This is a genomic window from Endozoicomonas sp. PH6C, assembly GCF_059322965.1.
In genome coordinates, this window is sequence record NZ_CP185342.1 from 5,157,539 (window position 1) to 5,181,399 (window position 23,861).

General features: G+C 48.6%; 17 protein-coding genes. 14 read left to right on the top strand and 3 right to left on the bottom strand.

The annotated features are described in order from the left end of the window. The first annotated feature begins 152 nt into the window (after window positions 1–152). Window positions 153–590, top strand: a complete 438-nt coding sequence (locus ACOMG9_RS18930) for a hypothetical protein (RefSeq protein WP_448218036.1) — start codon at window positions 153–155, stop codon at window positions 588–590. Here the strand turns inward: ACOMG9_RS18930 and metE are convergent. Continuing rightward, window positions 571–2,856: a 5-methyltetrahydropteroyltriglutamate--homocysteine S-methyltransferase gene (gene metE / locus ACOMG9_RS18935; protein ID WP_494529247.1), complete on the bottom strand. Its 2,286-nt coding sequence runs from the start codon at window positions 2,854–2,856 to the stop codon at window positions 571–573. The two genes, ACOMG9_RS18930 and metE, sit on opposite strands and share 20 nt — an antisense overlap. A 268-nt stretch (window positions 2,857–3,124) precedes the next feature. On the opposite strand from metE, the gene ACOMG9_RS18940 reads away from it, so the two are divergent. Then, the gene (locus ACOMG9_RS18940; RefSeq protein WP_448218038.1) at window positions 3,125–4,078 is read left to right on the top strand and encodes a LysR family transcriptional regulator; all 954 of its coding nucleotides are present in this window, start codon (window positions 3,125–3,127) and stop codon (window positions 4,076–4,078) included. Window positions 4,079–4,099: 21 nt separating this feature from the next. Here the strand turns inward: ACOMG9_RS18940 and ACOMG9_RS18945 are convergent, their stop codons facing one another. Together ACOMG9_RS18945 and ACOMG9_RS18950 are read right to left on the bottom strand one after the other, a co-directional pair. Continuing rightward, on the bottom strand, window positions 4,100–5,689 hold the full coding sequence (locus tag ACOMG9_RS18945) for an ATP-binding protein (RefSeq protein ID WP_448218039.1): 1,590 nt from the start codon (window positions 5,687–5,689) through the stop codon (window positions 4,100–4,102). A 30-nt stretch (window positions 5,690–5,719) separates the two neighbouring features. Continuing rightward, window positions 5,720–6,439: a winged helix-turn-helix domain-containing protein gene (locus tag ACOMG9_RS18950; RefSeq protein WP_448218040.1), complete on the bottom strand. Its 720-nt coding sequence runs from the start codon at window positions 6,437–6,439 to the stop codon at window positions 5,720–5,722. A gap of 455 nt (window positions 6,440–6,894) precedes the next feature. On the opposite strand from ACOMG9_RS18950, the gene ACOMG9_RS18955 reads away from it, so the two are divergent. The 12 genes from ACOMG9_RS18955 to yaaA all read left to right on the top strand — a co-directional run bounded on the left by ACOMG9_RS18955 (window position 6,895) and on the right by yaaA (window position 23,793). After that, on the top strand, window positions 6,895–8,691 hold the full coding sequence (locus tag ACOMG9_RS18955) for a hypothetical protein (RefSeq protein WP_448218041.1): 1,797 nt from the start codon (window positions 6,895–6,897) through the stop codon (window positions 8,689–8,691). A gap of 920 nt (window positions 8,692–9,611) precedes the next feature. Continuing rightward, window positions 9,612–11,882 carry a class 1a ribonucleoside-diphosphate reductase subunit alpha gene (gene nrdA, locus ACOMG9_RS18960; protein ID WP_448218042.1) on the top strand — a complete coding sequence of 757 codons (2,271 nt, stop codon included), beginning with the start codon at window positions 9,612–9,614 and terminating at the stop codon, window positions 11,880–11,882. A 100-nt stretch (window positions 11,883–11,982) separates the two neighbouring features. Then, window positions 11,983–13,113 (top strand): class Ia ribonucleoside-diphosphate reductase subunit beta, encoded by a 1,131-nt coding sequence (gene nrdB / locus ACOMG9_RS18965; protein WP_422135015.1) that lies wholly within the window; start codon window positions 11,983–11,985, stop codon window positions 13,111–13,113. Between the two features lie 52 nt (window positions 13,114–13,165). Beyond that, a complete protein-coding gene (yfaE, locus tag ACOMG9_RS18970) occupies window positions 13,166–13,444 on the top strand; it encodes a class I ribonucleotide reductase maintenance protein YfaE (RefSeq protein WP_494529248.1) in 279 nt (92 codons plus the stop codon). Window positions 13,445–13,625: 181 nt separating this feature from the next. Beyond that, window positions 13,626–14,888 (top strand): alpha/beta hydrolase family protein, encoded by a 1,263-nt coding sequence (locus ACOMG9_RS18975; RefSeq protein WP_448218043.1) that lies wholly within the window; start codon window positions 13,626–13,628, stop codon window positions 14,886–14,888. Window positions 14,889–14,980: 92 nt separating this feature from the next. Beyond that, a complete protein-coding gene (locus ACOMG9_RS18980; protein ID WP_448218044.1) occupies window positions 14,981–16,825 on the top strand; it encodes an extracellular solute-binding protein in 1,845 nt (614 codons plus the stop codon). 379 nt (window positions 16,826–17,204) lie between these two features. Continuing rightward, on the top strand, window positions 17,205–18,125 hold the full coding sequence (pyrB, locus tag ACOMG9_RS18985; RefSeq protein ID WP_448218045.1) for an aspartate carbamoyltransferase: 921 nt from the start codon (window positions 17,205–17,207) through the stop codon (window positions 18,123–18,125). Between the two features lie 14 nt (window positions 18,126–18,139). Next, window positions 18,140–18,595 carry an aspartate carbamoyltransferase regulatory subunit gene (gene pyrI, locus ACOMG9_RS18990; RefSeq protein WP_422135020.1) on the top strand — a complete coding sequence of 152 codons (456 nt, stop codon included), beginning with the start codon at window positions 18,140–18,142 and terminating at the stop codon, window positions 18,593–18,595. Window positions 18,596–18,878: 283 nt separating this feature from the next. Further along, window positions 18,879–19,193, top strand: coding sequence for a hypothetical protein (locus ACOMG9_RS18995; protein WP_448218046.1), 315 nt, complete (start codon window positions 18,879–18,881; stop codon window positions 19,191–19,193). 502 nt (window positions 19,194–19,695) lie between these two features. Beyond that, on the top strand, window positions 19,696–20,883 hold the full coding sequence (gene rhlB, locus ACOMG9_RS19000) for an ATP-dependent RNA helicase RhlB (protein ID WP_448218659.1): 1,188 nt from the start codon (window positions 19,696–19,698) through the stop codon (window positions 20,881–20,883). 294 nt (window positions 20,884–21,177) lie between these two features. Then, entirely contained in the window at window positions 21,178–22,581 is a 1,404-nt protein-coding gene (locus tag ACOMG9_RS19005; RefSeq protein ID WP_422135022.1) for a PhoH family protein, read from the top strand. 438 nt (window positions 22,582–23,019) lie between these two features. Further along, window positions 23,020–23,793, top strand: coding sequence for a peroxide stress protein YaaA (gene yaaA, locus ACOMG9_RS19010; protein WP_448218047.1), 774 nt, complete (start codon window positions 23,020–23,022; stop codon window positions 23,791–23,793). Window positions 23,794–23,861 lie beyond the last annotated feature (68 nt).

Below are 23,861 nucleotides of genomic sequence, written 5' to 3' on the forward strand. Positions count from 1 at the left end.
AGAAGGCAGTTTTGCTTTTTTGTGAACGTTTCATAGATTCAGGCTTAAAATTTCAGAGATTAGTTTCTCTGAAGCGTCTATCTTTAGGCATGAATATATGTCACGAACAATGTCTCAGAGACGAAAACACTAAAATTAAGGACTTTTATTTGATGTCGAACAAGAATACTCAACACTTGGATAGCCTGTATCAGAAGTTCCTGATCATCCCCCTTATACTGCTGTTATCAGGGTGTTCAATGCCGGGCCGTAACAAAGAAGCTACCCAAACCCAATACCGGCTGGATACAAACCTGATCGTTGACGAGCGCCCCCTGGAGCCCCGGAGCCTTATCATTTCGGCGGACCAGGGAGCCACTGTCTATTTCGAGGATGCGGAAAAGGGCCGACTCTATAAAGTTTTCTACCTTGTCAAGCCTGGAGAGCAAGAGGGAGAGGTAGAAATTCTCACCGGTGTCCATGCCGAAGTGATGGCTCCCTCATTCCTGACTTATGAAGGGCAAGAGGCTTCCTACACCGCTTCCCCTCCAGAACTTCCCATTATTGAAGTCCAGGTCAAGGCATCACCGGTTAAGCCAGCTCATCCCTGAGTTCGTTAGCCACCTGCACCATATTGCTCAGAGCCGCTTCTACTTCGGGCCAATCACGGGTTTTAAGACCACAGTCCGGATTGACCCATAAACGTTGCGGCGGGATTTTTTCGGCGGCTTTCTTCATCAACTGTTTCATCCACTGTGACTCCGGAACATTAGGCGAGTGGATATCATAAACCCCCGGGCCGATCTCATTGGGGTATTCAAACTGTTCAAAAGCATCCAGTAACTCCATGTCAGATCTGGAGGTCTCAATGGTAATAACATCAGCATCCATTGCCGCGATGTATTCAATGATGTCATTGAACTCGCTATAACACATGTGGGTATGAATCTGGGTTTCATCCTGAACGCCACTGGCAGCAATCCTGAAGCTTTTTACTGCCCAGTTCAGATAGTCAGGCCAGTCTTCTTTGCGCAAGGGTAAACCTTCGCGAATCGCCGGCTCATCAATCTGGATGATGCCAATGCCCGCCTTTTCCAGATCCACGACTTCATCTCTGAGCGCCAGAGCAAGTTGCAGGCAGGAAACACTTCGATCGACATCTTCCCGCAGGAAAGACCAGCAGAGTATTGTTACCGGACCTGTGAGCATACCCTTCATCCACTTACTGGTCTGGTCTTGGGCAAAGCGACTCCAGTTCACGGTCATGGGCTCTGGTCTGGAAACATCACCAATGATGATGGGAGGTTTTACACAGCGACTGCCATAGCTTTGAACCCAGCCATTGCTGGTAAAGGCAAAACCATTGAGCTGCTCTCCAAAATACTCGACCATGTCATTACGTTCGGCTTCGCCATGAACCAGAACATCGAGTCCCAGTGCCTCCTGCCTGGCAACAGTGTCCAGAATCTCCTTCTGCATGGCTGCTACGTAGTCACGCTTACTCAACTCACCTTTTCTGAATAAACGACGCTGCTTTCTGATAGCAACCGTCTGAGGAAAAGAGCCGATTGTGGTAGTTGGAAACAACGGTAATTTAAGTCTGGATGCCTGAACGACAGCTCTTTTTTCATAAGGCAGGTTTCGCTGGTCATCGCCACTGCTGATTCCGGCAACCCGCTTCTGAACAGCCTTATTGTGTATCCTTGATGACTGACTCCGGGTTTCAATCGCTCGATCCGAAGTAGCCAGAGCAGCCTGAACCTCGGGGCTCTGATTGCCTGAAAGCAAGCTGGCTATGGTTGCTACTTCCTGACACTTCTGAACGGCAAAGGCAAACCAGGATTTCAACTCATCATCCAGATCTGTTTCACATTCAAGATCAACCGGCGTATGCAGAAGTGAACAACTGGGGGCAACCCAGAGACGGTTACCCAGACGCTCACTGGCTTCCTGAAGTTTACTGACTATAGAACGGATATCCGCTTTCCAGATATTTCTGCCGTTCACGACACCAGCTGAAAGCACTTTGTAGGAAGGCAGCCTGTCAAGGATTGCTGTCAGTTGCTCAGCATCACGAACCAGATCAATATGCAGCCCCTCAACGGGTAGATTGACTACAGTCGTCGTTGTGCCATTAAGACCTCCAAAATAGGTCGCCAGCAGGATCTTCAGATCTTTGCCTTGCAGCCTGTTGTAGGTGGACTCAAAAGCCTGATGCCACTCGGTAGGAAGATCCAGTACCAGGATAGGCTCATCAATTTGAACCCACTCAACACCCAGTTTGGCCAGCTCATTGAGTACCTGTCCATAGACCTCTATAACATCATCCAGCAGTTCCAGACGATTAAACGCTTCTCCTTTTACCTTCCCAAGCCACAGCCAGGTAAGTGGACCTATCAGTGTTGGCTTGACCTTAAATCCTGCGTCCAATGCTTCGCGGGTCTCGCGAATAATTTCTGTAGACGACAGCTTTAAGGTCTGGCCTTTGTGCAACTCCGGAACAATATAGTGATAGTTGGTATCAAACCACTTGGTCATCTCACACGCTGCTGCCGGAGTCCCGCCAGGTGCCCTGCCCCGGGCCATGCGAAACAGGGTGTCAACATCTTCACAGTCAGAATCTGCACCAAACCGTGCCGGAACAGCGCCCAGCATGAGTGAGTGACTCAACATCTGATCGTACCAGGCAAAATCACCAACCGGGATCAGATCCAGTCCGGCTTTCTTTTGCACAGCCCAGTGCTGCAATCTGAGGCGTTTACCTTCTTCTAACAGCCTTTCTTTACTCAGTTCACCCTTCCAGTAGGCTTCCTGCGCTTTTTTCAACTCGCGATTGGCGCCGATGCGTGGAAAGCCACCGCTGTGTGAAATTGCCATAACCGGATTCTCCAGAGCATCCACTCTTGTTGATTTAGAGAGATTTGTTCATCCCATGGCGACGACAAACTACCCTGCCGCTCATGGCTTCCTGTTGTTTATGCGAAAACTGCCGTAGTTGCGAAGTCATTGTCATCACACCCGGCTGCTCATGGAGTATGAGTCTGGCTCACAAAAAAAGTTGAATCAAACTCATTTTACTAATGATAAAAGTGAAGAAAATTGATAATCTTTTGAAAATCAACCTCCGTACGAAACATGGCTTATCATGACAACCAACATAGGATTGGAACTGAGGCACCTGAAAACACTGCTTGCTCTAAAGCAGACCGGGAGCCTGGTTGAAGCAGCCAGAAGCCTGCATCTGACTCAGTCAGCCCTGTCTCACCAGATTAAGGAACTTGAAGCCCGGATTGGCATGGAGTTATTCATCCGTAAAACCCGTCCTCCCAGATTTACATCAGCCGGTCTGCGTATCCTGCAGTTGGCAGATGAACTTCTTCCCCAGCTAAGGCACGCTGAGCAAGACCTGTTCAGGTTGGCAGGGGGAGAGTCCGGACGCCTCAACATTGCCATTGAGTGTCACAGCTGTTACCAATGGCTGATGCCAACCATTGACGCCTATCGCCAGCAATGGCCGGAAGTCGAAATGGACTTTGCCACCGGCTTCAACTTTGCCCCCTTACCCGCTTTATCCAGAGGAGAGCTGGATCTGGTGGTTACCTCTGACCCGATAGATATTCCTGGTCTGACGTATATCTCGTTGTTTCGCTATGAGATGTTACTGGCTCTCTCCAGACAACATTACTTGCTGGAAAAGGAGTGGATTGAGCCTGCTGATCTCGAAGCAGAAACACTGATTATCTACCCCATTGATCACAACCGGCTTGATATCTTCAATCGCTTTCTGGATCCGGATGACGTAGAACCCAGCCAGGTCAGAACCGTTGAGTTGACCCTGATGATGTTGCAGCTGGTTGCCAGTCAGCGCGGCGTTTGTGCACTGCCTAACTGGGCTTTGGCGGAATATCTTGAAAAAGATCATGTAGCAGCGAGAAAGCTGGGCAGTGGAGGTCTCTGGTCAACACTCTATGCGGGTATCCGGGTGGAACAGAAAGAACAACCCTACATCGCCGACTTTCTGGAAACAGCCAGGGAAACCTGCTTCAAAACGTTATCGGGAATTCTTCCAGCCATATCGGAAAAAACCTTAAAGCCGTGATGGAAGGAAACAAACAGGCGGTTAGCGTCTTTGTTTACGAGGCAAAACCAGACTGAACCGGGCACCACCCAGAGGGCTGTGACTGACCATTGCCCGACCGTTATGCCAGTACATAATTCGCCTCACAATAGAAAGTCCAAGGCCGTAGCCACCTGATTTTCTGGTACGACTGTCATCCAATCTTGAAAACGCTGAAAAGACCCGATCCCATTGATCCTCTGGAATACCGGGACCATCATCATCCACATCAACTCGACAGGTGTCCTGTGTTGCGGAAAACCTGACCTCCAGTTTACTGTCTGCGTAGCGACAGGCATTACCCACCAGATTCTGGATGGCCCGGTGCATGTAGCGACGATCAATGTCTGCAAAACGGCGTGGATCCAGTATATTGCAGGGAACATGCTCAATCGCCACACGATCCTGAAGACGCTTGTGCTCACCAACGACCTGACCAATGACCTTATCGACATCATGCCGCTTGAAACGCACCTCGGGCGCACCCTGTTCAAGATTGGCATAGGTCAGAATCTCATCCACCAGGTTATCCAGTTCCTGAATATCCTTATCCATACCTTCTAACTGATGATCTCTTTCTTCAGGCGTTCTGGCATCGGCCACCAGGTCCAGACCAAACCTGAGTCGGGCGACAGGTGTCCTTAACTCGTGTGAGACGCCTCTGATCATTTCTTTTTGCAGGCTCAACAGTCTCTGGATATGACCTGCCATGGCATTAAATGCCTGAGCCAGACGACCAATGGAGTCGGCACCATACAGAGAGACCCGGACATCAAAGTCGCCATGACTGAAACGTGTCGCTGCTCTCTCAAGCTTGCGCAGACGTTTCTCCATTCCCCGAACCAGGATGTAAATGGCCAAACTCAGGGAAGTCAACACGAACAAACCAATGGTCAGCATCAGCTTGAAAGGATAAGGGTTCAGCAACCCTAATGGCCCCATTCTGAGCAGTCGGGTTTCATCCGGCAGGCTTGTGTAGATAGATACCGTCTGTGCCTCATCATCCAGCAGCATCATCACGCTGCCTTCACGAAGCTGCTCCTGCTGCACAGGGAGCAATCGAGTCTGGGAAGGTTCCACCAGATGAACAGGGTAACTGAAACTATTGACAGACAACTCTTTCAGTTTGTCTGCTCTGCTTGCGACAGGAAAACGCATCAATTTAGCTTTCAGAAGACTGAGAGTACCACTGGCTGTTTGTTCTGATATAGACGACACCACACCTTCCAGAAGGATATCTCCCTCCAGAGGTGTCAGAACCAGAGCTCTGTTCTGATCCAACATGCGAACCCAGATGCCACCAGGCTTCAAAGATTTGAACTGTTCCTGATCAAGCCCTGACTCTTCCAGACTCACCAGCTCGAAGGGAATAGCAAGACGCTCTCCCCAGTCTTCCAGCCAGGAGTTACGTTCAGCTTCAGGCAAGGTTTCAACCGTCTCTGCGATCAGACGAAAGGTGCCCCTGACCATATCTTCTCGATAGTCAGCCTGTCTCATCCCATTGATCAGCGTGACGGAAATACCTGACAGAACAGCGACGAGCACCAGCGTAAACAGGAGCCCTCCGTATATACGTAAGAAAATACTACTCACAGGCTTCTCTACTTAAATAGCTCAGAGCACTTATTCACTTTTAACGAAGAGGTAACCTTTACTGCGAACGGTTTTGATCAAACGGGGATGCATGGGATCATCGCCAATCTTGGGTCGAATACGGGACACCCGAACATCAATGGAGCGATCCTGCCCGTCGTACTCTATACCACGCAGTTGAGAGAAAATTTCTTCCCGGCTCAAAACCCGACCCGCATTGGAGCAAAGCAACCACAACAGATCAAACTCGGCACTGGTTAACTCTACACTCACATCCTTCAGCCAGGCTTCTCGCATAGAGTTATCCACAACCAATGGACCAAACGTCAGGCGGCTGCTGCCTTGCTCTTCCTGTTCTTCCATGGGGACCTGATTTCGGCGCAGCAAAGCCCGGATTCTCGCCAACAGCACTCTCGGACGTACCGGTTTGGCAACATAATCGTCTGCACCCATTTCCAGCCCCAGAACTTCATCCAGGTCATCGGTCCGTGCGGTCAGCATCAAAATTTGTCCAGCGTAATGTCCGCGAACACGGCGACAGATGGAAACACCATCTTCTCCTGGCAGCATCAAATCCAACACCACCAGATCGGGACGCTCTTCAAGAATACGATTAACCGCTTTACCACCATCACCTTCTATAGAGACCGAGAGTCCATTGTTCTCGAGATAGTCCCTGGTGAGTGTGGCCAACCGCTCATCGTCCTCAACTATCAGGATTCGACCTGTTTCTGAATTCTCCACAGCCAAACTTCCAAAGATTATAAAAATGAAGACTACAAGCCCGAAGCTAATTGCCAGGCTCAGCTGACGGATACTACTACAGCATTGCTTTAGAGTCCCTAGGTGACCTGAAAATTCCCCAAAAGGTCATTTTCCTGCCCTGAACGCTGATGACCGACTGGGTCAGTCATGAGCCTCTAACATGCGTTTTTTTTCGGTCACTCACATCATGGAAATCCTGCCGTGGTTTTCATTCGGCTCGTTCAGAAAAGATCACGAGGAATTGTGTCAAAACCTCCAGTCATTACCCTCGTAAATAGTATACAGAGGAAGACACAGGCCTAATGGTTGCAATGATTACCTGGAGCGAAATTATCGTAGCAGACAAGTGAAGCACCTCTGCTGTTTTGCAGCTAGTCTTGCTGAGGTTTGCAAACATCAGAAAATGCTAAAAAGCAGAATAAGTTTAAGAGGACTTAAAAATGAGTAACATAGCCAGATCGATGGCATTGATTTTATTTTTGACGGCACTGTCACTAGTTGCAGGTGGTAATGGGACACTCGTTAATATCGATGAAAATCCGGTCTGCACTACTATTTCGAGCCAGAGAGTACTTTATTTATGGAAAGCACAGACCCATCCCCTTGCTCATTCAGCCAAAATGGTAAAAAGTCAGGAACTGGTATCACTTGGCATAGACCAACAACTTACTGCCAGTATTGCCGAAGACGAAAAATCAACTCACTATCAAGGTACTACATGGGCCCGTGATAACAACATGATGGCTGTTGATCGGGTGCTCTTACAGCCAGAGGCTCTGGAGGTCGTTGGTAACATCCTGCTTGCATTTGCCAACCGTCAGGTAAACAAACTGGAACCCGACAGTAACACAAGCTTTCCGGGTTTCCAGCACAATAATCTGGGAGCACTCCCAATCGTTCTGGTAAACAATCCCATTCACTTTATCATTGAACGGGTTATCAGGCGAAAATATCTCACCCAAGTACAGGAATTCTTTGATCAACACCCCCACTTGTTATTCGGGGTGCAATTACCCGAATTATTTACTCTGGATGTCGAAAGGGCAATTACTTATGTCAAGATAACAGCTCCCGAAAAACTGAAAGCGCAAGTCACAGCGGTATATCAGCATATTGAAAACTTGAAAAAAACAACGCCGACCGCACTGCAATTCAAGTTTCCAAAACCCAGTTTCCTGTTGGCTAACTATATAAACGAAAATTTGGACAGGTTGACACCAGGCACCACTGACCCGGAAATCAATATACTCGCGCTCTGTGGCAAATACCTCAAAACGCTGGCGACTGACGACCCGTCGGAGGCACAAGCCAAGGGTCATCAGTTAACACCCATGATTGCAAGAGCACTTATCTACGTTTACACCAATGTTATGGATGAGCAGGGGCTGCCTGTCGGGGCTGACTACCTTGATATTTTTAATGACTTCCTCGCCGACAGCTGTCTGCTGACCAATGCGTCAATTCTTCTTGATGGCCTGAAAAGTCTCCAGAGTGCTTCGAACTATCTTGATAATGCTGCGTTCAAGCAGGAATTGATCAGGGCTAGCCCATATCTGCCACCGTTGCTTAAGTCGCTGACAGATTCAGTGACCAGTGTTGAAACAATGCTTTTCAGTTTAAGTCAGCAGCTACAAAATAATCTGAGAACCCATTTACTCTTTGATGCCAACCAACAATTTAGCCCCCGCTGGTTTGTGCGCAGCAAGCATAAGGCCAGCAACCCCACGCAACCAGGCTTGATCATTAAAGATATGATTGCTCAAAGAGAAGCGCTACCGGACGCACAAAAATTCAAAGATGGCAGCATCACAGACCCTTTCGGTCTGGCCTGGGCCATCATTTCCGGTGCGGTACCTCAGGAAAATTATCCGGATGTCGCCGATCTGTTTGAGGAATTCTACAACAATGATGGTCAGTTATTTATCCCTATGGGCAACAGCGGTCCGAATGAGCACTTAATGAGAGCAAATAATGGCTACACATTATGGCCCGATAAAATACTGCGCTGCGGCATTGCCCTTATGGATATGTACAATACCACCGATGATGCGCGCTACCTCTCTCTGGCGCAGAAGATACATGACAAAGTGTCAAGGCTTGAGAATTTCAATGAGTATTACCTGAAGGATCCAGCAACAGGATTGTTCGTGCCTTCCGGCGCTGAAAACCAGGGGTGGCATGTGTTCACTTACTATCAGCTATCAGATATGCTCAATAACAGTCCTATTGAAAAATGAGCGGATAGGGAATAATCCCTGAACGCTCATGACTGGCAGAGCCTGGGGTGTGGCCGCAGATTTTCAGTGCTTGCCATTGAGCCTGAACTGACTTGGGAGTGATCATCGGTACCCTCGCTTATCCAGAGACGCCTGGTTACCGGTGGTCAGGCAAGAAGTCCCAGAGTTAATAAGCTAAACGGAGCAAATCGCGCCCTGCAACGGAGCAGGGATGGTATTCTTCGACTTGGTTCCGGGGATTTTCACGGTAAACCTGGCATTTGTAAAACACTCGATGTTGTGGGTTACACCGTTTTGGTGCGTCTTTTCGAATACTACCTATTTCTTATTGATTTATACTTATTTATGACTTTTTATTATATATAGAGTCTGGCCTGTGTCGGCAGATCTGTAGAATACTGAAAGCCGTGTCAGCAAAAGCAGTCAGGCCGTTTGCAAGCACTAACACTGCAAAAAACTCACAAGTTATACACAATTTTTCCACTAAATTTCCAACTTGAACTTCTGCTAATAGCGCATTATCTTGTGTATATAAAAGGTCGCCACACAACATATTGTGTTGTTTAGTCGGGCAGTTAACCAGATAGTTAAATGAAATGGCTGGTGCGTGCTCATTACATATTAGATAGTGTGCCGAACTGAAAGACAGAATCTGTGAAGTCGCTAACGAAAGGGATTTGTGGCGCAGGCGCTGCGGTATCAGGGAAGAAAAGCTGACAGGTCACTCAGGACAGCATCTGACTCCTGAACACACCTCTTCGAGACGTTTTTACTGCGGGATCAGTGACCTGCAGATTTTTCTCGGCTCAACCCTCTGCGACACAACTCCTGCACCCAAGACAGGGGCTGGCATTCAGTAGTAGCCGAAACATAAAAATACAATATCTTGAGTTTTATTTTTTTACTGGTAAGGACTTTTAATGAACAAAGATATCCTGGTCACCAAGCGCGATGGAGACAAGGAGCAGCTTGATCTGGAGAAGATCCACAAGGTTATCACCTGGGCTGCTGAAGGACTGAACAACGTTTCCGTTTCCGAAGTTGAACTTAAATCACAAATCCAGTTCTACGATGGCATACAGACCACAGATATCCACGAAACACTGATCAAGTCAGCCGCTGACCTGATCTCCGAACAGGCTCCTGACTACCAGTATCTGGCAGCTCGTCTGGCCATCTTCCATCTGCGCAAAAAAGCCTACGGCCAGTTCGAGCCACCTGGACTCTACGACCACGTTGTCAAACTGGCAGAAATGAAGAAGTACGACGCTCATCTTCTTCATGATTACAGTGAAGCTGACTTCAATGCCATGAATGGCTTTATCGATCACAGGCGTGACATGGACTTCAGCTACGCTGCCGTTAAACAGCTGGAAGGCAAATATCTGGTTCAGAACCGGGTCACTGGTGAATACTATGAAAGCCCCCAGATGCTTTACATGCTGATCGGTGCCTGCCTGTTTGCCAGCTACCCTGAAGAGACCCGACTGGATTACATTGAGCGTTTCTACAAGGCTGTCTCTACATTCAAGCTTTCTCTGCCAACACCAATTATGGCCGGTGTTCGCACACCTACCCGCCAGTTCAGTTCCTGTGTATTGATTGAGTGCGGTGACTCGCTGGATTCTATCAATGCGACATCCAGCGCCATCGTTAAGTATGTTTCCCAACGTGCAGGCATTGGCATCAATGCCGGCGGTATTCGTGCCATTGGCAGCCCGATCCGTAACGGTGAAGCTTTCCATACAGGCTGTATTCCTTTTTACAAGCACTTCCAGACAGCCGTTAAGTCCTGCTCACAGGGGGGGGTTCGTGGCGGCGCAGCGACTCTTTTCTACCCGATCTGGCACTATGAAGTTGAGAATCTGCTGGTTCTGAAGAATAACCGGGGTGTTGAAGAAAATCGTGTTCGTCATCTGGATTACGGCGTTCAGTTCAACCGCCTGATGTATCAGCGCCTGATCACAGGTGGCAACATCTCTCTGTTTTCTCCGATTGATGTTCCGGGATTGTACGATGCTTTTTTTGAGGATCAGGAAAAGTTCGAAGCGCTCTACGTCAGGTACGAACAGGATCCTGACATCCGCAAAAAGACTCTGAAAGCAGTAGAGCTTTTCTCCCTGTTTGCATCCGAGCGTGCCAGTACCGGTCGTATTTACCTGCAGAATGTTGACCACTGCAACACTCACAGCCCATTCGACCCGACAGTAGCTCCGGTTCGCCAGAGCAACCTCTGCCTGGAAATTGCACTGCCTACCAAACCTCTCGAGCACGTAATGGATGAGGAAGGTGAAATCGCACTGTGCACCCTGGCTGCTTTCAATCTGGGTAAGCTTGATAGCCTGGACGAACTGGAAGAGATGAGTAACCTTCTGGTTCGTGCGCTGGATAACCTGCTGGACTATCAGGATTATCCTCTGCCAGCGGCTTACAATGCCACCATGGCACGCCGCCCTCTGGGAATTGGCGTGATCAACTTTGCCAACTACCTGGCTAAAAACGGTGTTCGTTATTCTGATGGCTCAGCCAACGGTCTGACTCATAAAACCTTTGAAGCTATTCAGTACTATTTGCTGAAAGCTTCTAACCAGCTGGCAAAAGAGAAAGGCACCTGTACCAAGTTCCATGAGACTACATACTCTCAGGGCATCCTGCCTGTAGATACCTACAAGAAGGACCTGGACGAAGTCTGCAGCGAAGAACTTCACCTGGATTGGGAAGCTCTGCGCAGCGAGATCAAGAATCACGGTCTGCGTAACTCAACACTGACTGCCCTGATGCCTTCCGAGACTTCATCTCAGATCAGTAACGCCACCAATGGCATTGAACCGCCACGTGGCTATGTCAGCGTCAAGGCCAGTAAGGACGGTATCCTGAAGCAGGTGGTACCAGACTTCGAAGAGCTGCGTAACAGCTATGAACTGCTATGGGATATCAACAGTAACGACGGTTACCTGCAGCTGGTTGCGATCATGCAGAAGTTTGTTGACCAGACCATTTCGGCCAACACCAACTACGATCCTGCTCGTTTCGAAGGTGGCAAGGTACCTATGAAACTCCTTCTTAAAGACCTTCTGACAGCCTATAAGCTGGGTGTGAAGACCCTTTACTATCACAACACCCGTGATGGTGCGTCGGACGGCCAGGAAGAAACAGATGACGGCTGTGCAGGCGGCGCTTGTAAAATTTGACGAAAGTCGGAACCGGGACACTGAAACAGTGTCCCACTTATAACAGAGTTAACAGCAACTGGACGAGGCCGGCCCTTCCTGGCCCAGAAGCAGAGAGAACATGAGCTACTCGACTTTCAACCAAGAAAAGTTCAATGCCACTCAGGAACCTATGTTTTTTGGACGGGGTGTTAACGTCTCCCGTTATGATGTCCAGAAACACCCGATCTTTGAAAAGCTGATCGAAAAACAGCTTTCATTCTTCTGGCGCCCGGAAGAGGTGGACTTATCAACCGACCGCAGTGACTTCGCTCATCTGCCAGAACATGAAAAACACATCTTCCTGAGCAACCTTAAATATCAGACCCTGCTGGACTCTGTACAAGGTCGCTCACCCAATGTCGCCCTGCTGCCCATTGTTTCCCTGCCTGAGCTGGAAACCTGGATTGAGACCTGGGCCTTTAGTGAGACGATTCACTCTCGCTCTTACACCCATATTATTCGTAACATCATCACCGAACCTTCCGTGGTTTTTGATGATATTGTGAATAACGAGGCCATTGTCAAAAGGGCAGCAGACATCACCCGTTACTACGATGACCTGATCGAAGGAATCTGCCAGCTCAACATGCTGGGTGAAGGCACTCACCAGATCAAAGGTAAGGAAGTACTGGTTTCCGTCAGGGATCTGAAGCGAAAACTTTACCTGACCCTGGTATCAGTCAACGTTCTCGAAGCCATTCGTTTCTACGTCAGCTTTGCCTGCAGCTTTGCTTTTGCTGAGCGCTCCACTATGGAAGGCAATGCAAAAATCATCAAACTGATCGCCCGTGACGAAGCCCTGCACCTGACCGGCACCCAGCACATCCTGCAAATCATGGCCGAAGGTAAAGACGATCCGGAAATGGCTGAGATTGCTATTGAGCTTCAGGCAGAAGCCAGACAAATCTTTATTGCTGCTGCTGAACAGGAAAAAGAATGGGCTGAATACCTGTTCCAAAATGGCTCAATGATTGGTCTGAACAAAGACATTCTCAGTCAGTACGTGGAATACATCACAAATCAGAGAATGGTAGCCCTGGGCTTTGAACCCGCTTTCCCATCCCGTCAGAACCCCCTGCCCTGGATGAATAGCTGGCTCAATAGCGACGCTGTTCAGGTAGCACCTCAGGAAGTGGAAGTCAGCTCTTACCTGGTGGGCCAGATTGATAACGAAGTCCAGACCGATGACTTCAGCAACTTCTCACTGTAAGAGAGATAATAAGGTGGCCGGAAGACTGGCCACCTTTCACCGGGAGACCCTCATGGCCAACATCGTCAAGATACTGGATGGCTTCAGCTTTATTTCCAGAAGTGATCTCAACTTGCTGGAAGCGCTTGAATCACAGAAGGTGGATATTGAATACCAATGTCGTGAGGGATTCTGTGGTAGTTGTCAGGTTGGACTGGTGGCTGGTGAAGTGGAATACTTTGCTGAGCCCGTCGCTTTTGTCCCCGATGGAAAAATCCTGCCCTGTTGCTGCCATGCCAAAAGCGACCTCACTATTGAGATCCCCGGTGGCTGTCATATAAAAAAAGAGTAATGACCGGAAAAAAGCAGACCTCTTTTTAATAAAAAGAATTTAAACTTAATTTTATATAACTATTAAAAATAAAAAACGTTTTGCCTTACCCCCAATCAACCAGTCGCCTCCCTGAACTAAAGCACTCTTGCTCTGTCTAATACTTTATAAGCGGCAGAGTTTTCAGGGAGGAATCGTAACTATGACAGGAAAATTGGCATCACTGCACCCTCGTTTTATGCTGCTTATTCTTCTGGTCAGCGTATTGCCAACGCCTGGATTAAGCCATAACGCATTCGCTGTGGGCGACAGTCCTGAGGATTATCAGGCAGGATTTCTCAAAACAGACGCCCCTTTGTCTGTTCTCAACCTGAAATATCCTCGCCCGGCAGACAGCATTCCTTACGTTGGGCCTTTTGATCCTGAAAAGCTCAATTTCAACAAGATCCCGGAATCCGACCCCATTCGACGTTACATCCATTCTCGTGCCGAAAGAGAAAACGTTAAGCGCTGGTATCGCGACAATGTTCAGTTTATGGATGAAGAAGTGGCCAGGATGGCTGAGTTCAGGCAGCGCCTGAAAGCACTCTATCCCTATGCATTTGCCAGTTACCTGTCTTATCGCTACAAAGTTAGCAGTGACAAAGCGGGTACCAAAGAGGCTCTTGAAGATCGCCTGACTTACATTCAGTATCGCAACGCAGTCAAGACAGATGTCCCTGAAAAATGGCTGACACAGGGAGTATTTGACACCCGACGCGAAACAAACCGAATCCATGACCACAAGGATTCCGGGCTGAAAGCCAGAGTTCTACTCCACACCTCACAAAAGAAGATTCTCATAGCTTTCACCGGGACAGAATTTGACAGCCTTAACTCTCTGACTAACGCAGTCTGGACACAGGGTGGCTACGGATATGGCTATCTGGCTCAGATCACCTCCAGCTTATACCGCTTCATCACTGGCAGCGGTTATTTTCCACTGGAAGTCCCCATGCTGAGAAGAGCCCTGGAGCTCACTGTCGATCTTTATGAGCACTACCCTGACCATGAGTTTGAGCTGACGGGTTCTTCTCTGGGTGGCGCAATCGCCCAATATGTTTCGTTTAAAACTCGATTCAAGGCAGTGGTATTTAACAGTCTTGCCCTGAACTCAGCCATCTACTGGCAAGTTCAAAACGAAGAACCTGACCTGAGACCCGAAGCTCTGATCACTCATGCTTATCTGGACGGAGAGCTCTTGAACGATACCCTTCAGGGACATTTTATCCAGGGTCCGGCTCACGCAATCTATGCCCAGGGCAGCCTTCCTGTTGAAGGGCTGGAGATCCCCGTACCCGCTTCTGAGAAGTCGCTGCATGGATTAGCTCAGTTCTGGTCTCGACACCTTGCCAGTGGACTGCTCAGAGCGCTTGAAGCCAACATCCAGCTTAACCTTCCACCACTGCAGCCGGGTCAGTCATAGGCCTGAGGAAAGTGCAGAGCAGCTGAGCTATAGTTCTCCCAAACGTTCTTACCCCGTGAATCCACCTCGACACAAAAAAGGCTGAAGATATTGTGAGCAGAGTTGTTTCCAGCAACCATTTATACAAGATTTATGGCTCCAGAATCAGAATAATAAAAAGCCTTCTCTTCAGTCTCTGCCTGACAAGCTCTCTGTCGGCCCAATGTCAGGTACATATTCAAAAGTCCTTTACCCTGATCGGTACCCACAAATATCCGGACAGCTTTACTCATTTTGCTTACACAAACCCCAATGCACCTAAAGGTGGTGTCCTGAGACTGGCCAGGACAGGATCATTCGATACCCTGAACCCGTTTAACGGCAAAGGAACTGTTCCCGATTACGTTTACCACACCTACGGCTCATTAATGACCCGGTCAGCCGACGAACCCCACTCGCTTTATCCCTTTCTGGCCGAAGCCATCGAATACCCTGACGACTTCAGCTGGGTCGCCTTTCATATCAACCCGGCAGCAAAGTTCAGCGACAACCACCCTCTCACTTCAAAAGATGTTGTATTTACCTTTGAATTATTCAAAAAGGAAGGCTCACCCTTTTTGAAGAACCTTTATAAAGACGTAGTCAGAGTTGAAAAAACGTCACCCTACCGAGTCGTTTTTTATCTGGACAAACCCGGCAGAAAACAGCTTGCCCTGCTGGCTTATCTGTGCGTACTTCCGCATCATTACTGGCACACCAGAAACTTTCAGGACAAACACCTGGACAGCCCGGTGACCAGTGGCCCCCTGAAGATCAAGCAGGTCAGATTAGGTCAAAACATCACTTTTGAGCGAGTCCGGAATTACTGGGCAGTCAATCTTCCGAGCCAGAAGGGGAGATACAATTTTGACGAAATCAGGGTGGACTATTATCGTGACCATCAGGCTGTAACCGAAGGTTTCAGAGCGGGGCTTTACGATGTTCATCAGGAGACAGACACTCAAAAGTGGCATCGGTCATTCAGTTTCCCGGCGGTAAAGGAAGGTCGCGTGCTGAAACAAGACATTGCCATACTCTATCCACCTGGCATGAGTGCCCTGGCCTTTAACCTTCGCAGGGATAAGTTCAAAAGCCCGGCTCTTCGTCAGGCTTTAATCATGGCCTTCGATTTCGAATGGATTAACAGAACTCTGATGAATTGTGATTTTCAGCGTACCAGGAGTTTTTTCTCCAACTCGCCTCTTGCAGCCAATGGCTTGCCTACGGAAGAAGAACTCAAGCTGCTGGAACCGTTTCAGGAGCAGTTACCCGATGAACTTTTCAAGCAAGCTGTCAGTGTCCCTGTTTCAGACGGAAGCGGTAACAACAGGGAGAATGTCAGAAAAGCTCTGGCGCTCTTTAAAAAAGCAGGATACCGGCTGGAAAACGGTCGAATGATAGAAACAGAATCAGGCAGACCTCTCACTCTCAGCCTCCTGACCGAGGACCCTAAACAGGAGCGTCTATTACTTTCTTATCGCAAAAGTCTTGCTGACCTTGGCATAACATTGAATATAAATACGCTCGACAAAAGCCTGTTCCGAAAAAGAGTCAGGGCTTTCGATTTCGAACTGGTGGACTGGTATTTCTGGCAATCCACTTACCCGGGCAACGAGCTTTATCACATGTGGAGCAGCAGAGTCGTAATGGAAAAACACAGTGGTAACATTGTCGGCATCACCAACCCGGTCATTGACCACTTGCTGGCCGCAGCTACAAAAGCGGACAGTTACGAAAAACTGACACCCATTATCAGGGCTATGGACCGGGTGCTGATGTGGGGTCATTATGTCATTCCCAAATGGCATACTCAAAAGACTCACCTGGCCTACTGGCATTATCTTGATCATCCACCACAAGACCAGCTTTACTGGCTCGACCTGAATAACTGGTGGTACAGACCAAACCAGAGTCTATAGCCAAACAGAAAAACACTGCCAACATGTTCTTGATTTGGGGGTTGGCATCGGTAGAATACGTGGCAACTTGCTTAAGAAGGCTTGCCTGAAAACAGGAGCTTCTTTAACTTAGGTTTAATGGTGCTTTAATGCATAGAGGCTGTTAAAGCTGAAACGTATACTGTTACGGACACACGCTAATGACATCCGAAACTGGCTGTTATGCTTCAGACTCACTTCTGAGCTGGATGCCAGGCGACATCAACAGTGATCCGTTTTTCAGAAAAAAAAGCCCCTTTATCAGGGGCTTTTTTTTGGCTTGTGCTGTCCATATAGCTCCAAAGGCTATTTGGCACCAGCGCCCAACTCTACACCCTTACTCAGGAACAGGTAATTCTTGATGGAAAACCAGCTCTATCTGAGGGACATCATTTCCATAGCAGACCTGAATCGTTCAGACCTTGAACAAATTCTGAAGACTGCCGCCCAGCTTAAAACAAAGCCACGTCCTGATCTGTTGAAGGGCAAGGTGATCGCCAGTTGCTTCTTCGAGGCTTCTACCCGCACCCGTCTCTCATTCGAAACCGCTGTTCAGAGGCTGGGAGGAACCCTGATTGGTTTCTCTGACAGCAGTAACACTTCTGCCAGAAAAGGTGAAACACTGGCCGACTCAGTCAAAATCATCAGCTCCTATACCGATGCCTGCATCATGCGTCACCCTCAGGAAGGCGCAGCACGACTAGCCTCTGAATTCGCTAATGTCCCCATCATCAATGGCGGTGACGGTGCCAACCAGCACCCGACACAGACATTGCTGGACCTGTTCAGCATTAAAGAATGTCAGGGGACGCTGGACGAACTGACCATTACCTTTGTCGGTGACCTTAAATACGGCAGAACCGTTCATTCGTTGGTTCAGGCTATGTCACTGTTTGGTGCCAAATTTAACTTTATCGCACCCGATGCCCTTTCAATGCCCGATTACCTGCTTGAAGAGCTGGACGAAAAAGGCATTCACTACCGCAAAACCGAGACTATTGAAGAGGTGGTACCAGAGTCTGACATTATTTATATGACTCGGGTTCAAAAAGAGCGCTTTGATGAAACTGAATACATGCACATGGCCTCTAAATATATTCTGGGTGTCGAAAGTCTGAAGGGAGCCAGAGACAACCTGAAAATTCTTCACCCCCTGCCACGGGTCGACGAGATAGAAATGGCTGTCGATAGCACACCTCATGCCTACTATTTTCAGCAGGCCGAAAATGGGGTCTATGCCCGTCAGGCGCTCCTGGCTCTGGTTTTGAACGAAAGTATCTGAAGGGAGACACAGCAATGACCAACAAGCTTCAGGTTGAAGCCATTCGCAAAGGCACCGTCATTGACCATATCCCCGCAGGTCAGGGTGTTAAAATTCTGGATCGCCTGCAATTGCTGGACTCCAATGTCAGTATTACCGTGGGCTTTAACCTGCCCAGCAAGGCTCAGGGTCGCAAAGATATTATTAAAGTGACTGGCCTGAAGTTCACTGAACAAGAAGCCAGTCAGCTGGCCCTGTTCGCACAGGGAGCCACCATCAATGTCATCGACGAATACCAGGTCGTTGATAAATTCAAAATGACAGTTCCCGAGACGCTCAGAGGCGCTTTTCCTTGCCCTAACTCAAACTGCATCACTCACAATGAGCCTGTGAGCAGCTATTTCTACCTGCGGGAAAAAGACGACGATATTCGACTGAAGTGTCACTATTGCGAGAAGTCATTCAGCAAGGATATTGTTTCCGAGCTCTGACTATTGACAAGGAATCTCTCTCTGGTTTTTTGTGAATTATTGGGGGATTACCTGTCAATTCGATAAGTCTGCCCTGCCACGACAGAACTTCCGATTATCATTTGTTCCGCTATTGCGGGCGGCTCATGAGGAACCATTTCCCCAAGACTTATGTCTAATGGTTGCATGAGAGAAAATTGCGTATCTTTAGAATTGTTCTTCATGAAAAGAGGTCATCCGGCCACCATTAGCGGATTTTCATGGGTAAAAGAGCATACAAATCCCAACATTGAGGTGTTGTCCTATGGAAATAGCGCCAGTGCAATACATTATGAACATACTGACTCAGGGTCATGAGAAAGGCCCGGAGACCGAGACCGAAACGCTGGCTGCCAAAATCCAGAAGTTCGCCGAAGAAGTGAGCTTTTTTTTCAAGGGACGTCCCCTAAAACCCATGCCTGATCAACCTCTGATGTTAATACTCTATAAATCGAAGCTCCGCAGAAAAAACAGAAAAATCAGCAAAAAAGGTAAGCTGGACAGACTCTTCATGCGTAAAAGAAAGCACGAAGAGCAGGACAGCCCGGATTATAGCGACGTGGATGAGCAATCATTTTAGCAATCACCCGCCAGATACCTTAGAATCCCTCTGGAATGCCGCAGCCTTGCAAATCCAGTTTCCTGCGGCGCGTTGCTGCTGAGTAGGTAACTGACAATTAACAGCCAGTTACCTGAAGGCCTCTTTCTCTTTCTGTTTGCCCGACTCTTTAACACCAGGGCGGAGATACCCGTCATCAGCAGATTCAATCCCCGGTTCCGAGACACTCTCAGGACACGGCAGCCCAACGCTGCAGACCGGGATACCGATATCGTATTGGAACGAGATTAAAGCATTGAGCGGTTTACTAGGTCTTTTCAGAAAGAAAAAAGCACCTTCATCCGGTGGACAAAAGCCTTCACCGGCACCAAAAAACCCTTCTTCCAAGCCCCGGAGCGGGAAGAAAAACAGCAAAGCTGTCGGAGCCCAATCCAGAAACCCCAAGACTCAGAACACTGCTCGACGTAGCCACTCTCACAGCTCTCATCGCTCAGCCAACAAGAGTTCCGAGCCTTCCTGGCATATCAGCCAGTTCCAGGTAGAGCCAGAGCAGGGTAAAACCCGCTTTCATGACTTTGATCTGCCTGATCAACTGATGCGAGCCATTCAGGAACTGGGCTACAAGTACTGCACCCCCATTCAGGCAGAAGTACTGGGCAGCACGCTGGCTGGTAGAGACGCTATTGGTAAAGCTCAAACCGGCACGGGTAAAACAGCCGCCTTTCTTGTCAGCACCATCAAACAACTGATCGATATCCCACCACCGGATCAACGCTACCTCGGTGAACCCCGTGCCGTCATCATTGCCCCTACACGGGAACTGGCATTACAGATTGGTCAGGATGCTGAAGCCCTGACCAAATACCTGCCCCTGAATGTGCTGACGGTTGTTGGTGGAATGGATTATGAGAAGCAGCGCAGCCGCATGAGTAATGGCTTCATCGATATATTGGTGGCTACGCCTGGCCGACTTCTGGATTACTGCGAACGTAAAGACCTGCATCTGGACCTGACCGAAACACTGGTCATTGACGAAGCCGACCGAATGCTGGATATGGGCTTCATTCCTCAGGTTCGTCGCATTATCCGAATGACACCCCGTCCTGGCGATCGCCAGACCCTGCTGTTTTCAGCCACCTTCACGGATGAGGTACTAAGACTCGGTGCACAGTGGACCTGGAAGCCTGTGAAAGTTGAAATCGAACCAGAAAGCGTTGCCACAGAGACCGTCGATCAGAAGGTTTACATTGTCACCAATGAACAGAAAGTTCCTCTTTTGATCAACCTGATCAATCAAAACAACCTGGAGCGGGTGATTGTGTTCACCAATCGTCGGGATGAAACCCGTCGGCTGACCGAGAAGCTACAAAAGAAAGGCCTAAAAGCTGATCAAATTTCCGGTGAAGTACCTCAGAAGAAGCGCCTCAAGACGATGGATAACTTCAAAAATGGCAGGCTGACCGTTCTGGTGGCTACCGATGTTGCGGGCCGTGGTATTCACATTGACGGAATAAGTCATGTGATCAACTACAACCTGCCTGAAGACCCGGAAGATTATGTCCACCGCATTGGCCGGACAGGCCGGGCTGGAGCCAGTGGTACCAGCATCAGCTTTGCCTGTGAAGAAGACTCTTTCCTGATCCCCGACCTGGAAGAAATGCTGGGTGCAAAGCTCAACCTGGAATACCCACCCGGAGATCTGTTGAAATAATCATTAACGTGCTACTCACCACCAGCGAGTGTTCGATAGAAGGTTCGCTGGCGAATGCCTCTCGACACTCTAAAAAGCGATGTAAGCAGAAAAGTTCAGGACAGTTTCTGGACGAAGCATCTGGCAGGAATAAGAATGTAATCCTCTAAGTTTAGAATCAAAGCTCACTCATTAAAACAATAAAATCAGTATTTAAATTTTTTTAATCCTATCTGAAATTTAAACTTGCCGACTTGCTTCTTTTCGATAAAAATCAAATATGAGAGACCCAAAAAAAGGACGAGGAAGCTGCCTATGGGAAACGCCTTGGAAGCCAGGCCGATCATCTCAACCCAAACAACCACCTACATTCTCGACAGCAATGTTCTGATACACGACCCTAACTCAATCCTCAACTTTGAAGAGCATCAAGTGCTCATTCCCATGACCGTTCTGGAGGAACTGGACAAGCTTAAAAACGGAAAGCAAACCATCGCTGCTGACTGCCGACAGGCCATCAGACTGATTGACCAGATACTGGGTACTGCCTCACCCTCGGAGATCGAAGCAGGCGTTCCTATCAGACGTGGTAATAAATCAGAGCCTCAGGGTACTCTCTCAATCCTGAGCTCTCATTATGTAGAGAACATTACCACACTGCCCACCAGCAATAACGATAACCGCATCATCAACGATATCTGTCATTTTCAGGAAACCCACCCGGGTGCACCGGTTGTTCTGGTGACTAAAGATATCAATATGCGTCTGAAAGCCAGGGGATGCGGAATTCCAACGGAGGATTACCACAGCGATCAACTGGTTTCAGATATTGGTTTGCTCAGTAAAGGTTACCGACTGTTCGAAGGCAACTTCTGGGACCGCGTTTCCCAGGTTCAGACAGAGCAGCTGGAGGGTATTACCTACCATCGACTGTTGAAAGAAGAACTTGGTGACGATATCTATCTGAACCAGTTTTTCCTGGACGACACTGGATTTGTAGCCCGGGTGAACGCCATCACTCCGGACGAAGTCCAGTTGCAGCACTTCTGTCGTGAAGCACTAATGAGTCAGGAAGCCTGGGGGCTCCAGCCTCTCGATATTCATCAGGCCATAGCCCTGAATCTTTTAATGGACCCCGATATTCACCTGGTCAACCTGACCGGTGCTGCGGGCTCAGGTAAAACCATTCTGGCTCTGGCCGCCGCGATAGAGATGACAGTCGCTACCAAACAGTTCCGTCGAATCATAGCGACCCGTTCAACCCGGGGGCTGGATGAAGACATTGGCTTCCTGCCGGGCACGGAAGCTGAGAAAATGGAGCCCTGGCTGGGTGCCATTACTGACAACCTCGAAGCCCTGCACTACGACGATGAATCCACCAACAGCAGTGTGGACTACATTCTCAAGCAGGTCCCTCTCCATTTCAAATCCCTGAACTATATCAGGGGACGAAGCTTTCAACAGAGCCTGATCATCATTGATGAATGTCAGAACCTGACACCGCACCAGATAAAAACCATTATCACCCGTGCGGGTTCAGGCAGTAAGGTTATCTGCCTGGGCAACCTGGCCCAGATTGATACCCCTTACCTGGCACCGACCAGTTCAGGACTGACTTACATGACTGAACGATTTAAAAACTTTCCACACGGTGGCGCAGTCCAGTTACAGGGGGTCCCACGCTCGCCGCTGGCCGCATACGCTGAAGAAAACCTTTAATATTCACTGACCTCAGAGAGATAGCCAGACTTGATCGTCTGGCTATCAAAAATTGACAACCATGAATCATCAACCTCTCCTTGAAGCCCTATCCTCCTGATTAAGACCTGCCTCAACCGCACAACTAAACACCTTAGTCTGACCGGTCTATCAACATAATAGAGATAATTCACTACCAAACACCTCCTCCCTCTACTAGGATGTGTTCCATAGTGCTAAAGCTGAACACTTCAGCTTGTTATACCAATCGTATTTTCTAACTCCCGCAATGAGCATGGAGATTTGAGCCTTAAGACAAGGCGGCGTGAGGAGTCATAGCCTTAGCTATGGCGACGATCGCCAACGCAGGATTAAGGCTCAAATCTTCAGCGCAATAGGGAGTTAGAAAGTTCGATTGGTATTAGGGGTAGAACCGGAATTCAGAAGGAAGAAAAAACCATGCTTTTTGTCGTGTCACCTGCCAAAACCCTGGACTATGACACCGCTGTGGTGACGAAAAAGTTCAGTCAGCCAGAATTTCTGGACCAATCCCAGAACCTGATTGATCAACTGCGTGAGCTGAGTCCGGCGGATATCAGCAGCCTGATGAGCATCAGCGATAAACTGTCACAGCTGAATGCTGCCCGTTACCAGGCCTGGCAACAGCCCTTTACCCAGGAAAATGCCAAACAGGCAGTCCTGGCCTTTAAAGGTGATGTTTACACAGGGCTTGATGCTGAGACCATGAATGCCAAACAGTTTGATTATGCCCAGAAACACCTGCGCATTCTCTCAGGACTCTACGGTCTGTTGAAACCTCTCGACCTGATGCAGGCATACCGTCTGGAGATGGGCACCAAATTTGCCAATAATGCCGGAAAAGACCTTTATGCATTCTGGGGCGAACAGATCACCGACAAACTGAACGAAGAAATGGCCGCTCAAAAAGATGATATTCTGGTTAACCTGGCCTCCAATGAATACTTCAAGGCCGTTAAGCCCAAACTTTTGAAAGGTCAGATCATCACCCCGGTCTTCAAGGATTGGAAAGGTGACAAATACAAAATCATCAGCTTCTACGCTAAAAAAGCCAGGGGCCTGATGTGTCGTTACGCCATTGATAACAACCTGAAAAAAGTCGATGACCTGAAAGGTTTTGATTACGAGGGCTACAGCTACAACGAAGCCATGTCGAATGAAAAGGAATGGGTGTTTATTCGCAAAGAAGCCTGAGTTATTTTCTTCCAGCTCCGACATTGCCTGCGAGCTGGAAGACACCTCCCTTCTATTGCAGACACATT